Source organism: Spirulina sp. LEGE 11439 (assembly GCF_059821285.1).
In genome coordinates this window covers 1-23,905 of record NZ_JCAMRX010000045.1, presented here as the reverse complement: position 1 = coordinate 23,905, position 23,905 = coordinate 1, and the positions used below count along the sequence as shown (strand labels likewise).

At 44.5% G+C, this 23,905-nt stretch carries 24 protein-coding genes; 10 read left to right on the top strand and 14 right to left on the bottom strand.

Annotated elements, in window-relative coordinates; all coding sequences use genetic code 11:
- Positions 1-43 precede the first annotated feature (43 nt).
- Together AC6RV6_RS23045 and AC6RV6_RS23040 are read left to right on the top strand one after the other, a co-directional pair.
- Positions 44-1,120 (top strand): hypothetical protein, encoded by a 1,077-nt coding sequence (locus tag AC6RV6_RS23045; RefSeq protein WP_500243227.1) that lies wholly within the window; start codon positions 44-46, stop codon positions 1,118-1,120.
- A gap of 41 nt (positions 1,121-1,161) precedes the next feature.
- Positions 1,162-2,049 carry a hypothetical protein gene (locus AC6RV6_RS23040; protein WP_500243226.1) on the top strand — a complete coding sequence of 296 codons (888 nt, stop codon included), beginning with the start codon at positions 1,162-1,164 and terminating at the stop codon, positions 2,047-2,049.
- Between the two features lie 148 nt (positions 2,050-2,197).
- Here the strand turns inward: AC6RV6_RS23040 and rpsU are convergent, their stop codons facing one another.
- The 3 genes from rpsU to AC6RV6_RS23025 form a co-directional block, all read right to left on the bottom strand.
- Entirely contained in the window at positions 2,198-2,398 is a 201-nt protein-coding gene (gene rpsU / locus AC6RV6_RS23035) for a 30S ribosomal protein S21 (RefSeq protein WP_500243225.1), read from the bottom strand.
- A 159-nt stretch (positions 2,399-2,557) separates the two neighbouring features.
- Complete coding sequence (rbp, locus tag AC6RV6_RS23030; protein ID WP_500243224.1) at positions 2,558-2,869, bottom strand: RNA-binding regulator; 312 nt, start codon at positions 2,867-2,869, stop codon at positions 2,558-2,560.
- 834 nt (positions 2,870-3,703) lie between these two features.
- Positions 3,704-4,930 (bottom strand): aspartate aminotransferase, encoded by a 1,227-nt coding sequence (locus tag AC6RV6_RS23025; RefSeq protein WP_500243244.1) that lies wholly within the window; start codon positions 4,928-4,930, stop codon positions 3,704-3,706.
- Between the two features lie 239 nt (positions 4,931-5,169).
- Between AC6RV6_RS23025 and AC6RV6_RS23020 the strand changes: the two genes are divergently transcribed.
- On the top strand, positions 5,170-5,919 hold the full coding sequence (locus AC6RV6_RS23020; RefSeq protein ID WP_500243223.1) for a Uma2 family endonuclease: 750 nt from the start codon (positions 5,170-5,172) through the stop codon (positions 5,917-5,919).
- A gap of 45 nt (positions 5,920-5,964) precedes the next feature.
- Here AC6RV6_RS23020 and argH read toward each other — a convergent pair whose 3' ends face one another.
- The 6 genes from argH to AC6RV6_RS22990 all read right to left on the bottom strand — a co-directional run bounded on the left by argH (position 5,965) and on the right by AC6RV6_RS22990 (position 12,236).
- Complete coding sequence (argH, locus tag AC6RV6_RS23015) at positions 5,965-7,359, bottom strand: argininosuccinate lyase (RefSeq protein ID WP_500243222.1); 1,395 nt, start codon at positions 7,357-7,359, stop codon at positions 5,965-5,967.
- An 86-nt stretch (positions 7,360-7,445) separates the two neighbouring features.
- Positions 7,446-7,676 carry a hypothetical protein gene (locus tag AC6RV6_RS23010; protein ID WP_500243221.1) on the bottom strand — a complete coding sequence of 77 codons (231 nt, stop codon included), beginning with the start codon at positions 7,674-7,676 and terminating at the stop codon, positions 7,446-7,448.
- Positions 7,677-7,765: 89 nt separating this feature from the next.
- Complete coding sequence (locus AC6RV6_RS23005; protein WP_500243220.1) at positions 7,766-9,169, bottom strand: PP2C family protein-serine/threonine phosphatase; 1,404 nt, start codon at positions 9,167-9,169, stop codon at positions 7,766-7,768.
- A 212-nt stretch (positions 9,170-9,381) separates the two neighbouring features.
- Positions 9,382-11,196, bottom strand: coding sequence for an aspartate kinase (locus AC6RV6_RS23000; RefSeq protein ID WP_500243219.1), 1,815 nt, complete (start codon positions 11,194-11,196; stop codon positions 9,382-9,384).
- Positions 11,187-11,384, bottom strand: coding sequence for a hypothetical protein (locus AC6RV6_RS22995; RefSeq protein ID WP_500243218.1), 198 nt, complete (start codon positions 11,382-11,384; stop codon positions 11,187-11,189). Before AC6RV6_RS22995 ends, AC6RV6_RS23000 begins: the two co-directional genes overlap by 10 nt.
- A gap of 24 nt (positions 11,385-11,408) precedes the next feature.
- Complete coding sequence (locus tag AC6RV6_RS22990; RefSeq protein WP_500243217.1) at positions 11,409-12,236, bottom strand: DUF8623 domain-containing protein; 828 nt, start codon at positions 12,234-12,236, stop codon at positions 11,409-11,411.
- Between the two features lie 55 nt (positions 12,237-12,291).
- Here AC6RV6_RS22990 and murG point away from each other — a divergent pair, with 55 nt between their 5' ends.
- Both murG and AC6RV6_RS22980 read left to right on the top strand, forming a co-directional pair.
- Positions 12,292-13,344, top strand: coding sequence for an undecaprenyldiphospho-muramoylpentapeptide beta-N-acetylglucosaminyltransferase (gene murG / locus AC6RV6_RS22985; RefSeq protein WP_500243216.1), 1,053 nt, complete (start codon positions 12,292-12,294; stop codon positions 13,342-13,344).
- A 78-nt stretch (positions 13,345-13,422) separates the two neighbouring features.
- The gene (locus AC6RV6_RS22980) at positions 13,423-13,758 is read left to right on the top strand and encodes a thermonuclease family protein (RefSeq protein WP_500243215.1); all 336 of its coding nucleotides are present in this window, start codon (positions 13,423-13,425) and stop codon (positions 13,756-13,758) included.
- A 30-nt stretch (positions 13,759-13,788) separates the two neighbouring features.
- Here the strand turns inward: AC6RV6_RS22980 and AC6RV6_RS22975 are convergent, their stop codons facing one another.
- Positions 13,789-15,087 (bottom strand): RNA-guided endonuclease InsQ/TnpB family protein, encoded by a 1,299-nt coding sequence (locus tag AC6RV6_RS22975; protein ID WP_500243214.1) that lies wholly within the window; start codon positions 15,085-15,087, stop codon positions 13,789-13,791.
- Positions 15,088-15,368: 281 nt separating this feature from the next.
- Between AC6RV6_RS22975 and nuoH the strand changes: the two genes are divergently transcribed.
- From nuoH to nuoK, 4 genes are all read left to right on the top strand, one after another.
- Complete coding sequence (nuoH, locus tag AC6RV6_RS22970) at positions 15,369-16,487, top strand: NADH-quinone oxidoreductase subunit NuoH (RefSeq protein WP_500243213.1); 1,119 nt, start codon at positions 15,369-15,371, stop codon at positions 16,485-16,487.
- Between the two features lie 129 nt (positions 16,488-16,616).
- Positions 16,617-17,192 (top strand): NAD(P)H-quinone oxidoreductase subunit I, encoded by a 576-nt coding sequence (gene ndhI / locus AC6RV6_RS22965; protein WP_500243212.1) that lies wholly within the window; start codon positions 16,617-16,619, stop codon positions 17,190-17,192.
- A gap of 43 nt (positions 17,193-17,235) precedes the next feature.
- Positions 17,236-17,847 (top strand): NADH-quinone oxidoreductase subunit J, encoded by a 612-nt coding sequence (locus AC6RV6_RS22960; RefSeq protein WP_500243211.1) that lies wholly within the window; start codon positions 17,236-17,238, stop codon positions 17,845-17,847.
- Positions 17,848-17,867: 20 nt separating this feature from the next.
- On the top strand, positions 17,868-18,179 hold the full coding sequence (nuoK, locus tag AC6RV6_RS22955; RefSeq protein WP_500243210.1) for an NADH-quinone oxidoreductase subunit NuoK: 312 nt from the start codon (positions 17,868-17,870) through the stop codon (positions 18,177-18,179).
- A 246-nt stretch (positions 18,180-18,425) separates the two neighbouring features.
- Here the strand turns inward: nuoK and AC6RV6_RS22950 are convergent, their stop codons facing one another.
- The 4 genes from AC6RV6_RS22950 to AC6RV6_RS22935 all read right to left on the bottom strand — a co-directional run bounded on the left by AC6RV6_RS22950 (position 18,426) and on the right by AC6RV6_RS22935 (position 22,860).
- Complete coding sequence (locus tag AC6RV6_RS22950; RefSeq protein ID WP_500243209.1) at positions 18,426-19,496, bottom strand: chemotaxis protein CheW; 1,071 nt, start codon at positions 19,494-19,496, stop codon at positions 18,426-18,428.
- Positions 19,497-19,519: 23 nt separating this feature from the next.
- A complete protein-coding gene (locus AC6RV6_RS22945) occupies positions 19,520-21,004 on the bottom strand; it encodes a CheR family methyltransferase (protein WP_500243208.1) in 1,485 nt (494 codons plus the stop codon).
- Positions 21,005-21,071: 67 nt separating this feature from the next.
- Positions 21,072-21,422 carry a hypothetical protein gene (locus AC6RV6_RS22940; protein ID WP_500243207.1) on the bottom strand — a complete coding sequence of 117 codons (351 nt, stop codon included), beginning with the start codon at positions 21,420-21,422 and terminating at the stop codon, positions 21,072-21,074.
- A gap of 118 nt (positions 21,423-21,540) precedes the next feature.
- Positions 21,541-22,860, bottom strand: a complete 1,320-nt coding sequence (locus AC6RV6_RS22935) for a Glu/Leu/Phe/Val family dehydrogenase (protein ID WP_500243206.1) — start codon at positions 22,858-22,860, stop codon at positions 21,541-21,543.
- A 456-nt stretch (positions 22,861-23,316) separates the two neighbouring features.
- Here AC6RV6_RS22935 and AC6RV6_RS22930 point away from each other — a divergent pair.
- On the top strand, positions 23,317-23,905 hold a 589-nt coding region (locus AC6RV6_RS22930), incomplete at its 3' end, for a DUF4126 domain-containing protein (RefSeq protein WP_500243243.1).

Here is a 23,905-nt window from a genome sequence, read left to right as displayed (position 1 = left end):
GCAAGCCACAATAGGAACTGAGTCCAATTTTGACGGAGGGCAGATGCACTTGTTTAAATTTAAGAAGATATTCGCAATTTTTATTTTGCTAGCGGTGTTTGGCTTTACCGCTTGCTCATCCTCAACGCCTTCAGAATTTGCCCAAGCTGACCGAGAAAGCCGACAGCAAAATGTCACCACGACAACCTCAGAAAGTCCCTCAACCAGTCCTCAAGCCTCCCCTCAGAAATCTCTCAAGGAAATTCAAAGAGAAAGCAGCAAGCGAGGAGCCAGTGCGGTTGCTGATAATGCGATCGCAGGGGGAAAATTTAATCGGTTTTTCCCTCGACCCGGGAATGGCTATGATGTCGTCTATACCCAAGAGAAAGCGGGATTTGCTCAAGCAAAATGGAAAAAGGGTAGTACAGAATTGGCTGTGATGTCCATTTCCGATACGGCGAGCAATCCTTCGGCTGCTCAGAAATATGCGAGCAGTACGAGCAAAATTAATGGATTTCCGGCTGCCAGTCAAGGGAAAAAAGGAACGGGTGTTCTGGTTGGCGATCGCTTTCAGGTGAAAGTTCTCTCTCGCAATGCTAATTTTAGCGAAAGCGATCGCAAGGCATTACTCGCCAAGTTCAATCTCACTGCTTTGCAAAACCTTGCCAAACCAGCTAATACAGCCCCAACGCGACAAACCAAACGAGATACCAAGGAAGAGTTTAAAGACACTCAAAAAGAAAGCAGCAAGCGCAAAGCAAAGGCCGTTGCGAAAGAAGCTATTCAAGGCTCGAAATTCAACAAATTCTTTCCCAAGCCCGGGAATGGTTACGATGTCGTTTTCTCCCAAGAGAAAAAAGGTTTCGCTCAAGCTAAGCTGAAAAAAGCAGGGAAAGAAGTTGCTTTACTCTCAGTATCGGACATTGCCAGCACTCCTGATGCCGCGAAAAAATATGCCAGCAGTCAAGAAAAAATTAATGGCTATCCCGTCGCCAAAAAAGGCAAAAAGGGAACCTTAGTCTTGGTCAAAGGTCGCTTGCAAGTTCAAGTGATGTCTAAGGATGCAGCCTTTGCTGAAAGCGATCGCAAAGATTGGTTGAAAAAGTTCAATCTTTCCGGGTTAGCCGGATTGGTTAAATAATATTGAATTGCCAAAACAATTAACAAATACTGGAGAAAACAATGAGCAAGCCGTTTTATGAAATTGTCGACAATTTAGCAACAGGAAATATCACTGTTAAAGCCTTAAATGCCCTCGATTTTGTCGCTCCTGGAGAATGGGAAAACATTGTCGGTTTTAAAAACACGATTCGCCAAGTAACCGGAGAAGATGACGACGATCTCATTCATCAAATTGGCGAGCGGGTGATTTGGCTCTACAATGACAAATCTGAGGGCTATCAACGGGCAATGTGGCTGTATCAAACCGTCGATAATGCCGATACTGCATTGGGTGCGGCGGCTTTAGCCAATAAGGTCGGAGAAAAAATCGGTTTTCTCGGCTTTCTCAATAAAGTTACCCCTAAAGCTGATAAAGCGCAAAGTATCGATCTGAGCCTGAAAATTGTGGTCGAATTACTGGCCTTCTGTTCGATTAATGGCATTCCGGGAGATAATATCGGCGATTTTGTCAAGTCTTTGGCCGATTATGGTGGCGAATCGATTATGCGAATGGCCGCGTTAGTTTGCTTTGATGCCATGATTCCTCTCGGTCCGGATTTCATTCAAAAAGCCGGAGATATTATTGAAGGGTTGAGTGCAAATGAGTTGGAAAAACATCCGACTTTTAGTAAAGTTAGCGAGATGATTCCGGGGGGAAGTTCCTCGGGGAAATTGGCTTTTATCGGTAATAGTTTTGGTTCCGTAACAGGTTGGATGAATAATTTTGTCGAGTCTAAAGGTTTAACCGTCGATCGCATTACCGGACAGTTAAGCAAATACGTTGAAATTGCTGACGATAAGCTCGATTATTTGGCAGCTTTCCTTGATATGACTACGAATTACTACGAGCATACCGGAACGCAAACGATCGCCAAACATATCATCGATCGCGCTTACGCCGAAATTTAGCATTTCATTAACATCTAAAAAGAGGGATTGAAAAATCCCTCTTTTGGTATTTTGCCTCGAAAAGCAAGATAAGCTCATTGACTCGATAGCAAATGTACTCGAGTAAATATCGCTCTCGTAGCGATCGTTAAAACTCTAGACTCCTCATCTAGGATTGTTTTTTACGATTGCGAAGCCAACGTTTTTCCTTATGTCTTGCCAGTTCTTTTCGCTTGCGTTTTTGTGCGGGCGTTTCAAAGTGACGATGTTTTTTCATATCGCTAAAAATGCCCGCTCGAGAAACTTTGCGTTTAAATCGGCGTAATGCTGATTCTAACTGCTCGTTTTCGCCAAGAACAACTTGGGCCATTCAATATCCTCCCGCTTTCATTATGTGCAAATAACTTCGGCAATGATGCCTTTCAATTGATAAACAGATGACAGACATAAAACATATATAAGACAGGAAAGGATAGCTTTATTGTCTATCCTCTAACTCTATCATTAGCTTTAGTTGTCTCTTCCTACCTTAATAACGATCGCGCTGCGATGAGAAATTGCGATCGCTATTGTCCCAACTGCGATTGGAAGTCCGGCGCTCCCGAGGTTTGGCTTTATTGACCTTTAACGTGCGACCCATCCACTCCGCGCCATCAAGATTCTCGATCGCCGTCGTTTCGTCATTTTCTTCTTCCATATCGACAAAACCAAAACCTCGTTGCTTCCCCGTTTCGCGATCGATGGGCATTTTCACCCGCTTGACAGAACCATATTCTGCAAAAACGTTCTGTAAATCTTCCTCTGAAATATCATAGGGAAGATTACCGACATACACTGTCATAGCTGACCTCGCGAATTAATTGGATAGTATGTAGAGATTGGAATTCGGAAGAAAGCTTGTGGCTAATACTCAATTGGAAAACCTCTAAGACTAGCAAGACTCAACTACCGATACTCATTCTCGTTTACTATCATACGACAAAAGGCGAGAGTGCGATCGCCCCCTTCCTGCTGTTTTTTTCATAATTAACCCGCCCTTTAGCTAAATCATTCCCATTGGGTCAAAATTTAGCATGGAGTGGGGCGGGTTTCAATCGAACGACTGTAATGGAGAATATGTTTAGCTTTCTTGAACTAAGGTGGACTGGATTCAACCGATCTGGATTCAACCAATCTTATCTTTTAACGCGAACCTTGCATCAGAACGCCGTTTCAGGTGCGATGACCGTGGTTTTTATTCCTACTATTGCAACTCAATAACAGTCACTCACTTCTCAATAGCTTCTAAATGGAAAAATGAATAGCATTGATTGTTCTTTCTATTCATTTAGCGTTCATTGGCAACGCTTTTTACATAACGTTTTTCACATGACGTTTTCTACATTTAGAAAGCGAATCTAGAAAGCAAGCATCGATCGAAGTTCTACAATAGAGAATCCACTTAACTTTTTTGCTGATGCAATCGATCCAGAGATTTAAAGCGATTGGTTCGATTGAAGAGATTGATAATTAGGAGATGCAAATTTTATCAACCTTACTTTTGGTTCGAGGGATTCAGCCTCGTTGCATCTAGCTTTAATTTATCACCCTGTTTTCGAGATGATCAGAGGACTTTATTAAACTTTATTGTTTTTGATAAATTGCAATTGATTCGTAATAACTTGTAACATACGGGCTAGGTTGGGCCATCGCCGAGGGCCGAAACGAGAGATTCTTCGGGCTGATAGCGAATTCCCGCATTTCGCCAACGGTTTAAAGCTTTGCCCAAGCGATCGCGATCGGCAATCAAACTGATACGCACGTAACCTTCTCCTGCTTCTCCGAAGGCATTACCTGGAGTGACGACAACACCAGTAGTTTGCAATACATCTAAGGCAAAATCCGTGGATTTCATGCCTACGGGACAAGGTACCCACAAATACATCGTCGCTTTGGATTTCGGAACGTTCCAGCCCAATTCTGCCAAGCCTGCAATGAGGAAATCTCGGCGGCTGCGATAGCGTTCCTGCACATCCTGCACGTAAGTATCGGGCAATTGTAAAGCTGTTTCTGCTGCCTTTTGAATGGTGGCAAAAATACCGTAATCCAAGTTTGTTTTTAAGGTCCGCAACCCTTGAATAATACGGGAATTGCCCACAACAAAGCCCACGCGCCAGCCCGCCATATTATAAGTTTTAGAAAGAGTGTGGAATTCAACCCCCACTTCTTTAGCTCCTTCTATTTCTAATAAACTGGTGGGTTGATAACCATCAAAAGCGAGTTCGGCATAACAGAGATCGTGAACCAATAAAATCTCGTAATGGCGGGCAAAGGCGACGATTTCCTCAAAAAATTCTCTCGGGGCCGTGGCGGTGGTGGGATTATTGGGATAGTTGAAATAAAAGAGTTTAGCCCGTTGTGCCAAGTCTTCGGGAATGGCAGAGAGATCGATCAACCAATCATTTTCCGCAGAAAGCTGAAGTTGGTGTAATGTGGCCCCAGCAATGAGAGGACCGCGAAAATGAGCGGGATAAGAAGGACTGGGAACGATGACGATATCTCCCGGATCGACGTAAGCCAAAGCGAGGTGTGTTAACCCTTCCTTGGAACCCAAAAGAGGCAAGGCTTCGCTGTCTGGGTCTAAATTGACTCCATAACGCCGCTTGTACCAAGTTGCGATCGCACCGCGAAAACTGGCGGTTCCTTCAAAGGGAGGGTAGCCATGATGGAGAGGATTATCGAATGCTTGAATTGCCGCGTCAATCACAGGACGCGGGGCAAAACCATCGGGGTTGCCCATCCCCAAATCGATTAAGTCCAACCCTTGCTCTCGGGCGCGGGCTTTGAGTTCGTCGAGACGAGCAAAAACGTAAGGGGGTAGTGCTTTAAGACGTTGGGCGGGTACGATCCAATTAGGGTTCATGGCACGGACGAGGGCAATGGGTGAATCGGAGTCGGCGATCGCGACCAAGGATTGCGATAACTGCTAAGTCCCCGATAATCGCATATTTTTTTCACTCTCGCAAACTAAAATTTTTTCACCTCATTTCTTCCTTGTTGAGAGCGATCGGTAAAACGATTGCTGGCGAAAGACTTTGATTCATTTTTACTCGGACTAGAGAAAACGTTAAACTAAATAATATTGCCTCATTTTTCGTAACGATGACTCTCTCATCTTTGAAAACCCCCATTATCTACCCGGAACCGGATGGCGCACCGATGGCAGAAAGCGATCCCGCACGAGATTATCTTGTTTATGGGGTAGAATCCCTGAAACTCTACTACCAAGACCGAGCAGATGCTTATGTTTCTGGCAATCTTTGGCTCTCTTACGAGCGAGGTGTACCGGATGCAGTAGTTTGCCCCGATGTGTTTGTGGTGTTTGGGGTGACAAAGCGACCTCGCAGAAGCTATCGAGTTTGGGAAGAAAATGACAGAATCCCCAGTTGGGTACTAGAAGTGACTTCAGCCAGCACTCATCAAAAGGATGACCGAGATAAGCCTATTATCTACGCTCAAATGGGAGTCTCAGAGTATTTTCAATATGACCCGACAGGAGACTATCTCAATCCGCCTTTGAAAGGTCGGCGTTTGATAGAAGAAACTTATCAAGTTATCACCCCAGAGATTTTAGACGATGGCTCGATATCTCTATTTTCGGAGGTGTTGGCGTTGGAAATGCGGTTATTGTTAGATGGGCGTTTACGGTTTTTTAATCCTCGGACAGAGGAGTATTTGAGAACTTACGATGAGGTAGAACAAGCGAGAGAGCAAGCTGAAGTTGCACGGGAACGAGAGCGACTCAGAGCAGAACAGGAGCGACTCAGAGCAGAACAGGCTGAAACCGCTTTGCAGGAATTGCAAGAGCGCTTGCAGGCAATGGGATTAGATCCAGATAATCTCTCAGAGTAGTGAAATGATTTGCCCGCAAAACTTCCTTATTAATCAATACCCTTTTTAAGATGTGCTATGTTCCAATAGCTGTACTTTTGCCTCTTTAATGGCATTGCGAACTTGCTCGAAGCCCGTTCCCCCATAACTATTCCGGGCTGCAACCACTTTCTGGGGCGCGATCGCCACATAAATATCTTCCTCAAATTTGGGGTGAAGTTCTTTCCATTCCTCCAAAGTCAGTTCCTTGAGCAATTTTCCCGCCGCTAAACTGGTTTTAACCGCTTTCCCGACTAAATTGTAAGCCTCACGAAAAGGGACTCCCTTGGCTGCCAAATAATCCGCCACATCCGTCGCATTGGAAAAATCTTCATCCACCGCACTGATGAGACGATCGCGGTTAAATTCCAAGCCTTCTCGCAATAATACCGTCATTGCACCCAAACATCCTTGCACGGTTTGCACGCCATCAAAGATAGCCTCTTTATCTTCTTGTAAATCCTTGTTATAAGCCAAAGGCAATCCTTTCATTAATACCAACAGCCCTTGTAAATGACCAAAAACTCGCCCAGTTTTCCCGCGCACCAACTCGGGAACGTCCGGGTTTTTCTTTTGGGGCATAATGCTCGATCCCGTGGAACAATTATCCTTGAGCGTAATGAAATTAAACTCCTGAGAAGCCCACAAAATAAGCTCTTCACTTAAACGACTCAGATGCACCATAATTAAACTAGAGGCACAGAGAAACTCAATGGCAAAATCGCGATCGCTGACCCCATCCAAGCTATTGCCATATAAGCCCCCAAACTCCAACTCCGAGGCAGTATAGTGGCGATCGATGGGAAAAGTCGTTCCTGCTAAAGCCCCGCATCCCAAGGGTGAAATATTCGTGCGCTTGTACACTTCTCCCAAACGTTCCCAGTCCCGTTGCACCATTTGAAAATAGGCAAGGAGATGATGCGCCAAACTTAAGGGTTGCGCCCGTTGCAAGTGAGTATAACCGGGAATCGTCGTTTCGACATTCTGTTCGGCGTGTTTGAGGAGAACGTGCTGAAAATCGCGGATTTGTTCGCGAATTTCCTCAATGCGATCGCGTAAATAAAGACGAATATCCGTCCCCACCTGATCGTTCCGCGATCGCGCCGTGTGCAGCTTTTTCCCCACATCTCCCACCAATTCCGTCAAGCGGCGTTCGACAGCGAAATGAACGTCTTCAGCTTCAATGCCCGGATTAAAGCGACCTTCTTGGTATTCTAGGAGAATTTGTTCCAATCCCGTCACCAATTGCAAGGCTTCATCTTTACTAATAATGCCCGTATGCGCCAACATTTTGGCATGAGCGATAGAGCCACGAATATCATACTCGAGCAATTCAATATCGAAACCAATACTGGCATTAAATTGAGCAATAACCGGATTTAAAGCGCTTTCAAAGCGATCGCTCCACGTTTGTTTTGACATGGCAATGATAAAAGATGAAGAATAAAGGATAAAATTTCCCTGTTTTGTCACTGGTGACTGGTGACTGGTGACTGGTGACTGAATAATTAGCCTGCTGTTAGACCTCGAACAACATAACCAATAATAAAACCAATAATTAAAGCCCAAATTTGACCAGAAGAAATGAAATTGTTAAACGCATCTTGCATTTGCCCAATGACATTGGGATCGCTGACTTGTTGTGCCAGAAACATCCCATCAAGAGAAACAGGAGGGAATGCCATTGATAAATTCGCTAAATTTGTGGCGATCGCATCTAATCCCGTCAGTAACATCATTTTATTTTTCCTCGTGTAGTAGTTTGATTCTTTTGCATTTTACAACCTCAATCGCCCGATATATTAATTACGAATTGCGAATTGAATAATTATTCATTGCCAACCTGCATGACCACTAAAGTCATATCATCTTCGTAATGATTGCCCGCGCCAATAAACTGCTCTAGGCGATCGAACAGGAAATCTAAAATAGCTTGCGGGCGATCGCCTTGTTTGCAGGCTTGTTCGATGGTTTGCAATAATCGATCTTCATCAAAGCGTTCGCCTTCTTGATTGACGGCATCGGTAAAACCATCGGTATAATAGATTACCGTATCTCCTGTTTCTAATTGGATGCGATCGTCTTCATATTGAGAGTCAATTTCCAAGCCAATCAGCATTCCCCAAGTATCTAATTTACAAATAGATTGCGTCGCGGCTTGCCAGAGTAAGGGAGGATTGTGAGCGGCATTCGTATAGGATAGAATGCGCGTTTGGGGATCGTATTCCGAGTAAAATAATGTCAAGAAACGATGGGATTTCTCGAGGTCGTCATACATGACCCGATTGAGATGATTGAGAATTCTGGCTGGAGAATGACGATTGAGAACTTCTGCTCGTAACATTCCCCGGGTCATGGTCATAATTAGCCCCGCCGGTACGCCTTTGCCCATCACATCGCCGATCACGATACTCCAAGGAATGGAAGAGGGAAACTGTTGGGGATCGGAACTAAATTGCTCGTAATTGGCGGGAATAAAATCATAATAGTCTCCCCCCACGCGATGGGCGGTTTGACATCGCGCCGCCAATTTCACTCCAGCAATAATGGGGCATTGCTTGGGAAATAAATGATCTTGAATTTCCGAGGCGATTTCCAGTTCGCGATCGAGGCGTTCTTTTTTGCGAAGTTCGTTCGTGAGTTCATTATTGGCGATCGCGACTGCGGTTTGATCGGCGACTAACTGCACTAATTTTTTCCGCGTCGAGGTCCAACTATAGTTCGGATCGTAACTAAAAATATAAAGTCTGCCTCGGTCTTCATTTTTAACGAGAATCGGGGTGCCGAAAACATGAATTTCCTCGCCTAAATCTCTTTTCAATTCCTCGTCTAGCAATTGGGGCTTAAAGGAGGTGACGGCAGGAGCAGCAGGAGAACTCAAACCCATTTCTCGTGTAATGCGTTCGAGCGATCGCCGCATATCCCGACAGGCCTGCCCTTCTTGGCAATGTAATTGCTCTAAGCGCGGCTGGCCATTGGGTTTCAGTAAAACAAGCGCCCCTCCGTCGGCATCCGTCACCCGCGCAGCCATCAAGGGAACGATTTCGAGAAATTGATTGAGATTGTTAAAACTGCGGAGGGCAAATCCTAACGAACTGAGGAGGTTTTGAATGCGATTTTGCTCCCGATGCAACCGCGCGACCAAATCTTTGAGGACAGCAATCGGGGGATTTTGAGAGAGAGAACTATTGTTAGGTGAGGATTGAGGGTGAGGAAGAGGAGCAGCAGTCATTTCAATGAACAATAAATAATGAGCAATACCAACCGCTTAAGTAAGATGGAGGCTTGCAATCGGGATATTTTCTTTTGCCGTTGCCCCTTTGCCCGCGTAGGGTAGTCTCAAGAGTGATACCACCGTTTAATGATTTTGTCAAGTCATAAATTGACAAAATATCAAGAGATTCATCAGAAGTTTTTCCGTTATTTGTCCTCGACGAGTGACAATTAAACGGGAACTTCAATGCGATCGCCTCCCCCGAGGGCAAAGGCATCATGGACGGTTTGCAAGGCTTTAACCCCTTCGGCTTCGGTGACAACACAGCTAATTTTAATTTCTGAGGTGGCAATCATTTGAATATTAATTTGCGCTCGAGCGAGGGCGGCAAACATTTGCGCGGCAACTCCCGGATGAGCGATCATACCCGCACCGACAATACTCACTTTGGCGATATCCGTAGCGATAGAAATGTCCCCCAACCCCCAATCCGAGGCAATCTCAGTGAGAATTTTTTTTGCTTCAACCGCATCGGCACGGGCGATAGTACAGGCAATATCGCGGCTGGCAGAGCCTGCAATAATCTGACATCGCTGGGATTGGACGATGGTATCGACGCTAATGCGATGTTGGGCTAAGAGGTCGAAAATTTGCGCCGCCATACCGAGGCGATCGGGAATATGACGGATGCCCAAACGCGCTTGCGAGCGATCGAGAGCGACCCCTCGGACTGGGGGAGTATTGGGGGAAGGTGGTGATTTGGGGGCGCTTTCGAGGGAAGACGCTCGAATTTCAAAGACCTTGCAAAGGGCGGCGATCGCTTTTTCGCAATCGTCCTCGTCAATGGTACAACTCACCTGAACTTCCGAGGTGGAAATCATATTGATATTTACCCCTGCGTCAGAAAGGGTCGAGAACATTTTGGCAGCGATCCCCGGACGACCGATCATGCCAGCTCCGATAATGGCAACTTTAGCAATATGACGATCGACGAAGACTTCTGCTTCTGTGGAGTTGGGGCTGTTATCAAAGCGCAGGATCGGCGCGATCGCTTCGGCGACAGCTTCGGCGGGCTTCAGGGCATTTTTAGCGGTCGTGAAGGCGATATCGTTGGTATTGCCTTCGTGGATAGATTGGATAATAAGATCGACATCAACACTGTGATGGGCAATTTCTCTGAAGAGTTTGGCGGCGATGCCGGGGCGATCGGGGACGCGTAAGAGTGCGACTTTCGCTTGATCTTTGTCGAATTCTACCCCATCCACCGCTTTATTAATTTCCAAGTTTTCCAGCGATCGCCCTTGTCGCGGTGGAGGAATAACCCGGGTGCCGGGGGTATCGCTCCAACTGGAGAGGACGACGAGGGGAATACCATAATTGCGGGCGAGTTCCACAGCGCGAGGATGGAGGACTTTTGCCCCTAAACTGGCGAGTTCGAGCATTTCATCGCAGGTAATTTCCGGCATTAACTGAGCTTCGGCAACGAGACGAGGATCTGTTGTGAGAATTCCCGGTACATCGGTATAGATTTCGCAGCAATCGGCGTTGAGGGCGGCGGCGAGGGCAACGGCGGAAGTATCGGAGCCGCCGCGTCCGAGGGTGGTAATTTCGAGATCTTTGCTTTTGCTAATGCCCTGAAATCCAGCAACAACGATCGCTTTCCCTTCTTCGAGGTGGCGTTGCAAGCGATCGGTTTTAATGTCCAAAATACGGGCGCGGCTGTGGTCTTGTTCCGTCACGATCCCCACTTGCGCCCCGGTGAGGGAAATAGCGGGTTGTCCCAATTCTTGCAGTGCCATACTTAAGAGCGCAATAGAGACTTGTTCCCCTGTCGAGAGAAGCATATCCATTTCCCGACGGCAAGGGGTGCTAGAGACCTGATTCGCCAGTCCCACGAGCATATCGGTGGTTTTCCCCATTGCGGAGACAACGACAACCACAGAGTTTCCCTGTTGAATGGTTTTGCAAATTCTTTGGGCAACAGCTTGAATGCGATCGACGGATCCCACGGAGGTGCCGCCAAATTTTTGGACGATTAGCGCCATAATTTCAGTTCACAATGCAGGAGGTTGGGGTGAAAAGCGTTTATATTGTAGCTCTCGATTTGAGCGATCGCAGTCCTTTTCGTTTTAAGTTTTGTTGGGGGTGCTGCGATCGCATTGCCAAAGAAACATCGATCGCCAAGACGATCGACGTTTTCTGTATCTACACATTCGCAATCTCGAGATCGCAATCGGATATTAGTTTCCCTCTCTTCTCATTCTTCTGTTTCGACTCGCAAGCGATTGGTGATCACAATTGTTCCTTCGCCACTAATCAGAATGGCAGAAATCCAGCGATCGCCGCTTTCGTCTGGTGCCGTGCCTTGTTTGAAGAGTCCTCCAGCTTGGAGCAATTCTAGATCGAAGGTCTCGGGGTTAAAATAAAGATTGCCTTTTGCTGCTTCTTCAACGGCTGCCCCGAGGAGCAAATCTTCTCCCAAAGGCGTTGTTACGATCGCATCAAAATTAAATTGTTCTCCCGGTGCGACGCGATCGGGGAGATTAATTGTCACCTCTGGCGGATTATTTCCCATCAAAATTTCCGTGCGTTCTGAGAGAATTTCTTGGCGAGTAATTTGTTCTCCTTGTAAGAATTGGCGCGATCGCATCTTGGCTTTCATTCGCATTTCCCGACCGTTATCCGTGCGCGTTCCAGTAATAAACGTGGTGGTTTCCAGAACAACGCTATCTCCTTCCTGTCGCCAAGAATCCAACTGGGTAAAGTAATTGAGATTCGTATACTCTTCCCACAAGGTTTGCAACTTTTCCGACAGTTGAGAACGATCTAAGTTATCAGAGTTGGTAAAATCCGGACTATAGAACTGCACAATCTCATCCGAACTGTGACGATTTGCCGCATTTTCCAACCGCGTTAAAAAAGTTTTCAACTCCGATGGCGTATTGCGAGGATATTGGTCTTGGGCGCGAACTGTTGCCCCCATTCCCAGAGTTAATCCCAAACTCAATCCCGTTGCTAGTAAAACTCGCCAGCCCATTTTTAACATAGTTCTTGTTTGACTCCCCACTCGTGCAAAACTGCCCATTGATGATAGGTTGAAATACAGCCATCCTATTAGTTATAGCAAACTCTCAATCTCCGTGTCTGAAACTTCTCCTCGCTTGTCGATCGCTGCTAGCGGAACTGGCGGTCATCTCTTCCCCGCGTTAGCCGTTGCGGAACGCCTGTCCGACTGGAAAATTGATTGGATCGGAGTACCCGGTCGCCTCGAGCAAACCCTCGTAACCAATTATCCTTTGCACGTCGTCAATGTGGAGGGCTTTCAATCGCGAGGATTAAAATCAATTCTCGTTTTATATCGCCTAATCCGTGCGGTCTTTAAAGTTAGAAAGTTATTCAAGCAATTAAAAACCGATGTTGTATTTACAACAGGGGGCTATATTGCCGCTCCTGCAATTTTAGCGGCGCGATGGTGCGGCATTCCAGTTATTATTCACGAATCCAACGCAATTCCGGGGAAGGTAACAAAATTACTCGCTCCTCTTTGTACGCAGGTTGCGATCGGGCTTGAGATGGCCGCAAAGTCTTTACCCAAAGAGAAAACGGTTTGGGTCAGTACCCCCGTTAGAGAAACATTTCTCAGCCCTCAACCCCTTGATTTTCCCATTCCCGAAGATGCCTCTTTAATCGTCGTAATGGGGGGTTCTCAAGGGGCAGTTGCGTTGAATCAATTGGTGAGAGATTGCGCGAAAACTTGGCTGGATGCTGGGGCATATATCGTACATTTGACTGGCGATCGCGATCCTGATGCGGACAGTTTTCAGCATCCTCATTATTTTGTTCGCCCGTTTTACAATAATATTGCCGGACTCTTACAACGGGCAAATTTAGCAATTAGTCGGGCAGGAGCAGGAACATTAACTGAGTTGGCAGTAACAAGAACTCCCGCCATTTTAATTCCCTATCCTTTCGCCGCAGAAGACCATCAATATTACAATGGTTTGGCGTTTAAGGAAGCAGAAGCCGCGTTAATTTATCGTCAAAATCAGTTAACGCCAGAAATCTTAGAAAAAGAAGTTTTGCATTTATTGAATTCTCCTGATGAGTTGACAAAAATGGCAGAAAATGCAGGAACGTTAGCCGTGGCAGATAGTGCCGAACGGCTCGTGCATTTAGTAAGAAGACACTTGTAGGAGCGGCACTTCAAAAATTTAAGTCAGTTTTGTTAGTGTTACAGTCGACAAAAGAACAAAATTGATGACTAAATTAAAATGAGAAAAGTATTTGCTTGGGTCTATCCCATCGCTGGCGTTATTTCTACCTGCATTTTATTTTTTCCTCAAAATCTCAAAGCCCAAACCGCCTCTGCTGTTGTCGATCGCATCATTGATGGCGATACTGTCATTTTGCAGCAAGGAGAAACGCAGATATTCGCACAACTTGCCTGTATTAACGCACCAGATTGGGTCAACGGACAACCCGAAACCCATGCCCAAACTGCAAAGAATCGTCTCAGCACGCTGATTCCCGTGGGTTCGTCCGTTCGCTATCGCAAAGAAATGGCGATCGCGGGCTTAGGGATGAGTTCATTGCGAAAAGAAAATTAAGCGAAGTCTTTGACATCCTCTCCCGTCAAATCAAAGATTCTGACGGGAGATTCCCAAACTCGCGATTGGGAGTTCCTGCTTCATAGATTCTTGACTAGACAAAGTTACCCTTGCCCCCGTTAGACCATCTCTACAGGCATTTTGATTGAAGTCTAAGCCCAGCCCGGACTCAGACGATTTTAGATTGAACGTCGCCGAAATCCCGCGATTTCTGACCACTTGAGCCGCCGCCACATCTCTGGACGTACAATATCCGCATTCGGGACAAGAATGAACTCGGACATCGAGAGTCTTTTTCCCGGTATGCGCTCCGCATTGGGGACATTCTTGAGAAGTTCTGTCTTTGTCAACTTTGGCAAAGTAAACATCTCGTTTCCAACACACCCATTGCAAGATGGTGACAAATTGCCCAAATCCAGCATCGGCTGAATGTTTAGACAACATTCCCCTTTGCCATGAGACAAAATTGATATTCTCAACAAACATCATGCCCGCACCATCGCAAAGATGATGAGCTAACTTAAAATGCCAATCCTTGCGAGCGTCCGAGATTTTTTGATGCAGCCGAGCTATTTTCTGGTTTAATTTCCGACGATTGTTTGACCTCTTTTGCTTCTTTTTAAGCCTGCGTTGCAGCAATTGAATCTTGCGTTGCAGAATGTTGAGAAACCGAGGTCGCTTGACTTCTTCGCCATCACTCGTCGCGACAAATTTATCAAATCCCAAATCCAAACCTCTAGGATGACCGTGAGGAAAAGGTTGGGGAATATTGATATTTAATTGCAGTGACAAAGCGATAAAATAACCTGATGCTTTTCTGATGATTCTGGCTTGTTTGACCTTGAAATTATTGGGAATTTCTCGCGATTTTCTGAATTCGACCCATCCTAATTGGGGGAGTTTAATTTGATTCCCCTGCCAGCAGTCTTTGAGCATTTGTGGATACACAAATGAGCGCATCCGGTAATGATTCTTAAAGCGAGGAAAACCCAGTCCTTTCGATTTCATATCTTCAAAGGCACGCTCCAGCCTTCTTAAGACTTGTTGGAGGACTTGAGCATTGACAGATTTGAGTAGGGGATGAATTTTCTTGGCTTCGGTTAGTTGCTTGGCTTGGTAATTATAATTTGGAAAAGCTGCGTCAGCCGGAATGATATATTCCTTTTCGAGAGAGCAAGCATTAACGAGAGACTTACGAGAATTCAGCCAATCTTTACGCTCTCTGAGGGCGTAATTCCAAACCGAGCGACAGACCGTTAGGGTCTGTTCGATAATCTCGATTTGCTTGGCTGTTGGCTTTAATTTGTACTCGTGAGTAATTGTTAACATCTTGACCTCCTCTTGCTCGAATTTAACACTACTTACTCAGAACATCAAGTTTTGTAGACTCCCTTGGGTCGAGTGTCTTTTGAGTCGCGATTCATCTCGCCGCTAAACCCTTTGGGTTCTAGCGGGAGTCTTCTCACTCCATTTTGATAGCCTGTCTGCCAACAGACAGGCTTATTCTCAAATAATGTGGGTCGTAAGGTATTCTAGATCGGAGAATCAACCTCGATAAAGCTGGGTTATTAAAATCTAGCCGTCCAAATTATATAGATTGCGATCGCTCAATGAACTCAGGAATCGACTTACAAGGAAGTTTTATTCAAACCCTCACGGAATTGGGACTATCCCCAGATGCGGCTAAAGCCCTTTGGATTCCCATTCCCATGACCTTAGTGCTAATTGCCTCTGTCGTCGGAGTCTTAGTAACCGTGTGGTTAGAACGGAAAATTTCCGCCGCCGCCCAACAGCGCATCGGTCCCGAATATGCCGGTCCCCTCGGGGTTTTACAGCCCGTCGCTGATGGTCTCAAACTCGTATTCAAAGAAGATCTCGTCCCCGCCAAAGCCGATCCCATCTTATTCACCCTCGGTCCGGCTATTGTCGTCATTCCCGTTATTTTGTCCTATCTCATCATTCCTTTCGGACAAAATTTGCTCATTTCGGATCTCAATATCGGTATCTTTCTCTGGATTTCCATCTCCAGTATTGCCCCCATCGGTTTATTGATGGCGGGCTATTCTTCCAATAACAAGTATGCCCTCTTAGGGGGTTTGCGGGCAGCGGCTCAGTCTATTAGTTATGAAATCCCTCTCGCTTTAGCCGTCCTCGCCGTGGTGATGATGTCCAATAGTCTCAGCACCATCGATATCGTCCAACAACAATCCGGTTATGGCATCTTGGGTTGGAATATTTGGCGACAACCCGTCGGTTTTCTCATCTTTTGGATCGCTGCTTTGGCTGAATGCGAACGCCTTCCTTTTGATTTACCCGAAGCGGAAGAAGAATTGGTCGCAGGATACCAAACCGAATACATGGGAATGCGTTTTGCACTCTTTTATGTGGGTTCTTATATCAACCTCGTTCTTTCTGCCTTAGTGGTAGCAATTCTCTATCTCGGCGGTTGGGAATTTCCCATTCCCCTCGATAAGGTCGCGGGATGGTTGGGAGTGAGCGAAACAACCCCTTGGCTGCAAGTCGTAACAGCTTCTTTGGGGATCATTATGACCGTTCTCAAAGCATATTTTCTCGTCTTCATTGCCATTCTTTTACGCTGGACAGTGCCTCGGGTTCGCATTGACCAACTTCTCGATCTGGGATGGAAGTTTCTCCTTCCGGTTGCTTTGGCTAACCTTCTCATCACGGCAGCTTTAAAATTAGCTTTTCCTTTTGCCTTTGGTGGCTGATTTCCAGTCACCAGTCACCCGTTAATTCCTGTCAAAGGGGGGAAGATAGAAAAGAATGCGATCGGGTAAAACTTGATTGACAACTCATTTCTATCATTCCTGCCCTAAACTCAATCCCGAAACAAACGAATGTTTAATTTTCTCAAACAAGTTAGCGACTATGCTAAAGGAACGGTGCAAGCCGCAAAATATATCGGTCAAGGTCTTTCCGTGACCTTCGATCATATGCAGCGCCGTCCCGTCACCGTCCAATATCCTTACGAAAAGCTGATTCCCTCGGAACGCTATCGCGGCAGAATTCATTTTGAATTTGATAAGTGCATTTCTTGCGAAGTCTGCGTTCGCGTTTGTCCGATTAATTTACCCGTCGTCGATTGGGAATTTGACAAAGTCGCGAAGAAGAAAAAGCTCAATCACTACAGTATTGATTTTGGGGTTTGTATTTTCTGTGCCAATTGCATTGAATATTGTCCCACCAATTGCCTTTCTGCAACAGAAGAATACGAACTCGCCAGTTTCGATCGCCACGAACTCAATTACGATAATGTCGCCTTGGGACGCTTGCCTTATAAAGTGACGCAAGACCCAATGGTAACGCCCTTGCGCGAATTTGCTTATCTCCCCAAAGGAGTTACCGACCCTCACGATCTCCCTCAAGGATCGCAAAGATCCGGGAAACGCCCCGAAGAGATTAACGAGTCATAGCACACAACCAATCACGAATAACAAAAATTAACAAGGAGAAAACGTGAATTTAGCAGAAGGAGTTCAAGATATAGCCTTTATTGTTTTAGCGGTGCTGACGATTGGTTCCGCTTTAGGGGTTGTTTTATTCGATAAAATTGTTTATTCGGCATTTTTATTGGGCTTGGTTTTTATCAGTATTTCCGGGCTGTATATTTTGCTCAATGCCGATTTTGTCGCGGCTGCACAGATTTTGATTTATGTGGGTGCGGTTAATGTTTTAATCTTGTTTGCGATTATGTTAGTCAACAAGCAGGAAGATTTTGCTCCCGTTAAAAATCGCTGGATTCGCCAAGGAGCAACGGCGGTCGTGTGTGGGGGTTTATTTGCTTTATTGGGAACAATGGTTTTAGCCACCCCGTGGACGATTGATGACACCATGGGAACAACTGGAACAGTTGTCGCGATCGGCAAACATTTTTTCAGTGATTTTCTCTTGCCCTTTGAACTGGCTTCGGTATTACTTTTAATGGCAATGGTGGGGGCAATTATTCTGGCGCGTCGAGATTTTATTCCGGCAGTTTCTTCTCCCTCCCAAGAACCGCAACCGGATTTGAAATTACCAGAACGTCCTCGAGATGTCGCAGCGATTGCGAGTAATTCTCCTGAAAATTAATCTCTCAATATTCAACACTTATGCACTTACAACTTCAGTATTTTCTCATTTTAGCGGCGGCTTTATTTTGTATCGGCATTTATGGTTTAATTACCAGTCGCAACGCAGTGCGCGTTCTCATGTCGGTGGAATTGCTTCTTAATGCCGTCAATCTCAATTTAATGGGATTTTCTAACTTTCTCGATCCAGAGGCAATCAAAGGTCAGGTTTTTACGGTATTTGTCATTACGGTGGCTGCAGCAGAAGCAGCAGTCGGATTAGCAATTATTCTGGCTATTTATCGCAACCGAAATACGGTAGATATGGAGCAGTTTAATCTATTGAAATGGTAATAAACGGCAAACGATCGCCGTTTATTTCAGAACCAGATTGACAATTCTCAAGCAGCAGAACTTTTGATTCTGCTGTTTTTTATGGCTCAGATTATTTTATTGAGTAGAATCGGGTGGATGAATCCAGAAATCGAACAGCTTAAACGGGAAATTGAGTTCGATCGCTTCCTGTAAGATTTTGGCCTGCGATCGCGCTACTATACCCATTATCATATTACGGATTGTTAAAAAAACTTTTAACAATTCTCAAATTACTTCATCGACAACTAAATCTCCCTGAGTTAAAATTTTAGCGAGATCTAAAAGTCCGAGCATCTTTTCTTGATAAACAGTTGCCCCTTGTAAGTATTCATCTTTAATCGCATGAATAGCAGTTGGCACTGGAGCAACTTCCGCAGGATCGAGTAAAAGAACATCAAATACTTCATCAACGATAACACCTGTAACTAAACCGTCAACGTCAACAATAACAACTTTAGTCTGCGGCGATCGCTCGATCCAAGGTAGCTCTAATAAGCTACAGATATCAATTAAAGTGACAATTTCTCCGCGTAAATTAATATTTCCGACAATATGACGAGGACAACAAGGAATAGGAGTAATTTTAACAATTTCAGTAAATTCGCGAACGATTTTTAGATCGATTCCAAAAACTTCTTTTCCTAACCTAACAATAGCTAAAGGAATAAATCGATGAGTATCGATTACTTCATTTTGCTGCATTAATGCAACAGTTCGTTTTTTGAGAATTATTCTTTCTTCTGAAGTTGCATGGGCATAAAATATGCGAATAGGTTGTAATTCCTGTTCGGGTTCTCTGTTTAATTCCTCTAAATCATTAATATCTAAATCGATTAACTTTTCTGGGTCGCGATCGCTATTCTGTTTCGCCGTCAAGGTTAAAGATTCAGGATTGAGCAAAACGATAATATTATCTTCAATTCGTGCGATCCCTTTTTGTAAGGATAATTCCTTGCCTTCTTCTTCCTCTCCTTCATAAATTATATGGGTAGCAATTTCTGCGATCGACAATTGACAAACTTCGCGAACTTGATTAACAATAATTCCAATTCGTCGCTGTTGCCAATGAATAACAATAATACTATCTGTTAAAGAATATTCGAGAGCATGATAGCCAAAGCGTAAATAAATATCAATAATAGGGAGAATTTCGCCTCGCAAATTAATCAATCCGACAATTTCGCGAGGTGCATCGAGAATCGGAGTAATTTCAGGAAGAAAAAAGATCTCTTCAACGGCAGATGTTTCGATACCGTAGACAGATTGACCCAAACTAAATGTTAGATAATTTTGCATATTTGTTGTTGGTTGCTGGCTTCCTATTTTTGGGCTTGTCTTTCCAGTTCTAGAGCAGTATAGTACATTTTATTGGCGCGATCGCGATCGCCTTCGCAATGGTAGAGATAGGCGAGTTCGTGGTAAGCTGAGATTGAATAAGGTTCAAGGTAAACAATTTTTTTGTAGTATTGCTTTTCTTTTATAAAATTGCCACACTCTCGAGCAATTTGGGCGAGTAAATAATAAATAGCAACTGAAAAGCTATCAATTTCTAAGGCTTTCTGGCAATAGTTATTTGCTTGTTGGTATTGTCCGGAGTTGGCATAAATTTGAGCTAAAAGATAAAAAGCATTAAAACTCTGGGGTTTTAATTTTAAGGCACATTCTGCCTTTGCAATCGCGGCAATATATTCTTTTTGCAAAAATAATATTTCAGCTTCTTGGAGAAATTGTTCTGGCAAAATCTGAGTTTGCTTTTCAAGCAAAATCGGACTAGATAGAGGAATTTTATAAGATTGACGATCTCGTGAGGAAATACTATTTTGCAATTGTTGTTTTAAGAATGGCTCGGGTCGATCGCAAGATTCTAATTGTAATGGTGGATTTACGAACCAAGGATTAGCTAGTTTTTTTGCCTGAAAACCTTCCTCTGTTTCTTGTTTGCTGACGGTATTTTTGGTTATATTTTTTTGATAAAGGATTGATTCGGGAAAAATTTTACTTTGAAATAAACTTAAATCTTGTCCGTATAATTCTGCATGACCTGTAAGAAGATAGCCGTCAGAAGCCAGAGATCGCGAAAAAGTATTGAGAGTTTTTTGCGTTGCTATTGGTGTAAAGTAGATAAAGACATTACGACAAATAATTAAATCAAAATAATCTGAATCATTGTAGTGAAAATTAGAGCAATCAGCTAAATTAGTGTAATGAAATTGTACGCGTTGACGAATGCGATCGCGCAGAAGATAGCCGCTATCGGTTTCATGAAAATACTGTTGTTGTAGTTCTGTATCCGCAGTCCGAAACGACCAATTTCCATACAATCCTTCCCTCGCATTTTGTAATGTTGTCAGGTTAATATCCGTTCCTAAAATTAACAAGTCCCAGCGATCGATATCGGGTAGCAATTCTTCGAGTAAAATCACCAAAGAATAGACCTCTTCTCCTGTAGAGCATCCTGCACTCCACAACCGCAGGTTTTTTGTTGATTGGCGGCGTTCGATTAGTTCTGGAAAAATACGGTGTTTGAGCAGAGAAAATTGACCGCGATCGCGTAGAAAATAGCTCTCCGGATTGGTAAGCAAACCGATTACATTTTGCCATTCTTCCGAGTTTTGCTGGGTTTCCACAGCTAAACGATCGTAATAAGAATTAACCGCAGATAAATGAAGAGACTTCATGCGGGATAAAATGGTGCGTTCGAGGATTTTGCGATCGCGATCTCGGATTTCTAATCCCGTTCGTTGAGCAATCAAGCGAACAAAAGACTCGATGAGGAGAGGATTGAGTTCTCGTCTCGATGACATGAAGTTTCTTTTAATCCACAACAGAGAAAATTGTAGATGCGTTAAGGGTTGGGTAATGAGTTTTATTTTAGCGCTCGAGTCGGGCCAAACAACCGGGAACATGATTTCTCAAGAAATTGCCCATTTCTTGGCGGGCTTCCCGATCGCCTCGTTCTAGTGCGCCAAATAGTGCGGTAAACTGTTCGTGGGAATAATCTTGTTGGAATTGCTCTAATAAGCAGACACAAGCCCCGACTCGTTCGGACACTTCTTCTCGCTTGGAAAAATCCGGTGCATTATCTTCATCCAAAATGCAGCCTGTGAGAAAAAGAGTCCGGCTGTTTGCAGGATAAAGATCGGTGTGAGCAAAGAGAGGACGAGGAATCGCGATCGCAGCCATTCCAGCGACTAAGGCCAGACTCCATCGAGACAGTTTCATTGAGTAAGTTCCCTTGTTGATTGACTATATTGTAAGATAGCATCCTCAACTCACCCTCAGCCGCAAAAAAAGCGATCGCCCACTTCAAGCGATCGCCAATAATTCATTTAAGAAACTTTTAATCTTTACCATTAGCATAATAATCTCGCGTCCCTTTCGCATCTAAGGCTTCTCCGAGACGGTTGAGGGCGTGAATATAAGCCGCCGTTCGCATTGAGGTATCGTACTCTCGGGCGATCTTCCATGTTGCTTGTGCCTCTTCAACCATTTTCGGTTTTAGATGTTGGTGAACTTCTTCTAATGTCCAATACATCCCGCTTCGGTTTTGCACCCATTCAAAGTAACTCACGGTGACTCCCCCAGCATTGACCAGAATATCGGGAAAGACATAAATTCCGTTTTTCTCTAAAATGCGATCGGCCCCAGACGTAATCGGACCATTCGCCACTTCAAAAATATACTTTGCAGAGATATTATTCGCATTGGCTGCGGTAATTTGATTTTCCAAAGCGGCTGGGATTAAGACATCAACCTCTAAAGCCAATAATTGCTCATTCGTTAATACTTCATGTTCGACGATACTGCATACCGTATCTTCGCAATACACTGCCTTAATACTGCGACTTTCGTTTTTATATTGACGAATACTGGGAATATCCAAGCCGCGATCGCAATAAATTCCCCCTTGAGAATCGCTCACTGCGACCACTTTATATCCCGCATTAGCCAATAACTCCGCCAAAGCTCCCCCCACCTTCCCAAATCCTTGAATGGCCACCGTCGTGCGTTCGGGAATGCGATCGAAGTAAGGTAAAAGGGTATTAATAACATAAAATGCTCCCATTGCCGTCGCCGTCTTGCGACCTTGAGATCCCCCCATCATTACGGGTTTCCCTGTGACCACCGCCGGACTGACCTTTCGCTTAATAATCGAATATTGATCCATCATCCAGCCCATAATCATCGCATTGGTGTACATATCCGGTGCAAGGATATCCACATCCGGTCCGATGAAATCCGCGATCGCATCAATATATCCCCGACTCAAGCGTTCTAATTCCTGACGGGATAATTCTTTCGGATTTAGCGCAATTCCCCCTTTTGCTCCCCCAAAAGGGAGATTCATTAATGCAGCTTTAAAAGTCATCCAAAAAGCAAGGGATTGCACTTCATCTAATGTCACATTGGGATGATAGCGAACGCCTCCTTTTCCCGGTCCTCGCGTGTCATCGTAACGCACTCGATAGCCTTGAAAGATTCGCAAAGAGCCATTATCCATTCGCACGGGAATAGACACGCTTAAACTGGCTTTAGGGTATTTTAAACGGCCCAAAGCATCTTCAGAAATAGAAACATATTTTAATGCCTCTTCGAGGCGGCTGCTGGCATCTGCCAACAAAGACAGCGATAATTGATCTGCGGGTGCTGCGATCGTCATAACTGAATTTAAACCTCATCTTGATTCTCAGAACGCATTTAAATATCGGCGAAAATAAAACCTCACAATTCAATACTTCTGAAAGAAAAGTAAGTCTTCCTTTCCTTATTTTATTTTCCGCTCACCAATTGCGGTTCTCGCGACTTATTAACATCTTGTTTGGGAGTCTTAAAATACTAACAGAGATTGGTTAATCCGGTATTTTTCACCGCACTTAATTGTTTTGTCCTTACAATACATTAAAACACAGAAAAACAGTATAAAATGTTACTTTTTGACAAAAATTAATTTTTAGAAATATATTGAAATACTTTAAATGACAAAGGTTCATAACATCGTCCACTTTTTAACAAAAGAAGGCAAAATGGAGAGTAAGGAATCGCTCAAATTGAGAGAGCGCCTGAAATCAATTGTTTAGGGTGCAGAGCTTTTCGTTACGTTGTAGGTATGACCATCGTGCTTGTTGGACTCTTAGCCGCACTTTCCGCCGCCGCCGCCGCCGGGATGAGAATTGCGCTTCCTTTATTAGCGATCGGATTGCTGCAAAGCGATAGTCTTTGGTATAACGTGCCATTATTGTCTGCCATTCATCCCCCAGTTTTATTGGGAATTTTAACCAGTTGGTCGCTCTTTGAACTCTTTGGTTCCAAAAAACTTTTAGGGCAACGAGTCAACCAAGTTTTGCAATTAATGCTCAGTCCTGTAGTCGGCGGGTTGATGGCCATTACAGCCATTAAAATTAGTTCGGTAGAATTACAACCTTTATGGATTGTGGCAACAGTCGGAGGACTTTTGGCCTTTGTCCTCAAGTTAGTGCAGGTGGGTTGGTTCTTTCGCTTACAAGGCTTACCATTATGGATTGTTTTTATTGAAGATGCCTTATGTGTTTTTTTGGTCTTTTTCGCTTTTAATGCACCCGAACAAGGCGGTTTAATTGCCATGTTTTTACTGTGGTTATCCGTTCGCAGTTCGGGAGAGTGGTATCGCTGGTCTAAGTACAGGACAAAAATTGGAGAGAGTCAAGAAAAGCATCAAACTTGTGGTC

Excerpts from the sequence above, each read along its gene's own strand:
- AC6RV6_RS23045 (WP_500243227.1), top strand. The coding sequence starts at position 44 with ATGCACTTGTTTAAATTTAAGAAGATATTCGCAATTTTTATTTTGCTA.
- AC6RV6_RS23040 (WP_500243226.1), top strand. The coding sequence starts at position 1,162 with ATGAGCAAGCCGTTTTATGAAATTGTCGACAATTTAGCAACAGGAAAT.
- rpsU (WP_500243225.1), bottom strand. The coding sequence starts at position 2,398 with ATGGCCCAAGTTGTTCTTGGCGAAAACGAGCAGTTAGAATCAGCATTA.
- rbp (WP_500243224.1), bottom strand. The coding sequence starts at position 2,869 with ATGACAGTGTATGTCGGTAATCTTCCCTATGATATTTCAGAGGAAGAT.
- AC6RV6_RS23025 (WP_500243244.1), bottom strand. The coding sequence starts at position 4,930 with ATGAACCCTAATTGGATCGTACCCGCCCAACGTCTTAAAGCACTACCC.
- AC6RV6_RS23020 (WP_500243223.1), top strand. The coding sequence starts at position 5,170 with ATGACTCTCTCATCTTTGAAAACCCCCATTATCTACCCGGAACCGGAT.
- argH (WP_500243222.1), bottom strand. The coding sequence starts at position 7,359 with ATGTCAAAACAAACGTGGAGCGATCGCTTTGAAAGCGCTTTAAATCCG.
- AC6RV6_RS23010 (WP_500243221.1), bottom strand. The coding sequence starts at position 7,676 with ATGATGTTACTGACGGGATTAGATGCGATCGCCACAAATTTAGCGAAT.
- AC6RV6_RS23005 (WP_500243220.1), bottom strand. The coding sequence starts at position 9,169 with ATGACTGCTGCTCCTCTTCCTCACCCTCAATCCTCACCTAACAATAGT.
- AC6RV6_RS23000 (WP_500243219.1), bottom strand. The coding sequence starts at position 11,196 with ATGGCGCTAATCGTCCAAAAATTTGGCGGCACCTCCGTGGGATCCGTC.
- AC6RV6_RS22990 (WP_500243217.1), bottom strand. The coding sequence starts at position 12,236 with ATGGGCAGTTTTGCACGAGTGGGGAGTCAAACAAGAACTATGTTAAAA.
- AC6RV6_RS22980 (WP_500243215.1), top strand. The coding sequence starts at position 13,423 with ATGAGAAAAGTATTTGCTTGGGTCTATCCCATCGCTGGCGTTATTTCT.
- AC6RV6_RS22975 (WP_500243214.1), bottom strand. The coding sequence starts at position 15,087 with ATGTTAACAATTACTCACGAGTACAAATTAAAGCCAACAGCCAAGCAA.
- nuoH (WP_500243213.1), top strand. The coding sequence starts at position 15,369 with ATGAACTCAGGAATCGACTTACAAGGAAGTTTTATTCAAACCCTCACG.
- ndhI (WP_500243212.1), top strand. The coding sequence starts at position 16,617 with ATGTTTAATTTTCTCAAACAAGTTAGCGACTATGCTAAAGGAACGGTG.
- nuoK (WP_500243210.1), top strand. The coding sequence starts at position 17,868 with ATGCACTTACAACTTCAGTATTTTCTCATTTTAGCGGCGGCTTTATTT.
- AC6RV6_RS22950 (WP_500243209.1), bottom strand. The coding sequence starts at position 19,496 with ATGCAAAATTATCTAACATTTAGTTTGGGTCAATCTGTCTACGGTATC.
- AC6RV6_RS22945 (WP_500243208.1), bottom strand. The coding sequence starts at position 21,004 with ATGTCATCGAGACGAGAACTCAATCCTCTCCTCATCGAGTCTTTTGTT.
- AC6RV6_RS22940 (WP_500243207.1), bottom strand. The coding sequence starts at position 21,422 with ATGAAACTGTCTCGATGGAGTCTGGCCTTAGTCGCTGGAATGGCTGCG.
- AC6RV6_RS22935 (WP_500243206.1), bottom strand. The coding sequence starts at position 22,860 with ATGACGATCGCAGCACCCGCAGATCAATTATCGCTGTCTTTGTTGGCA.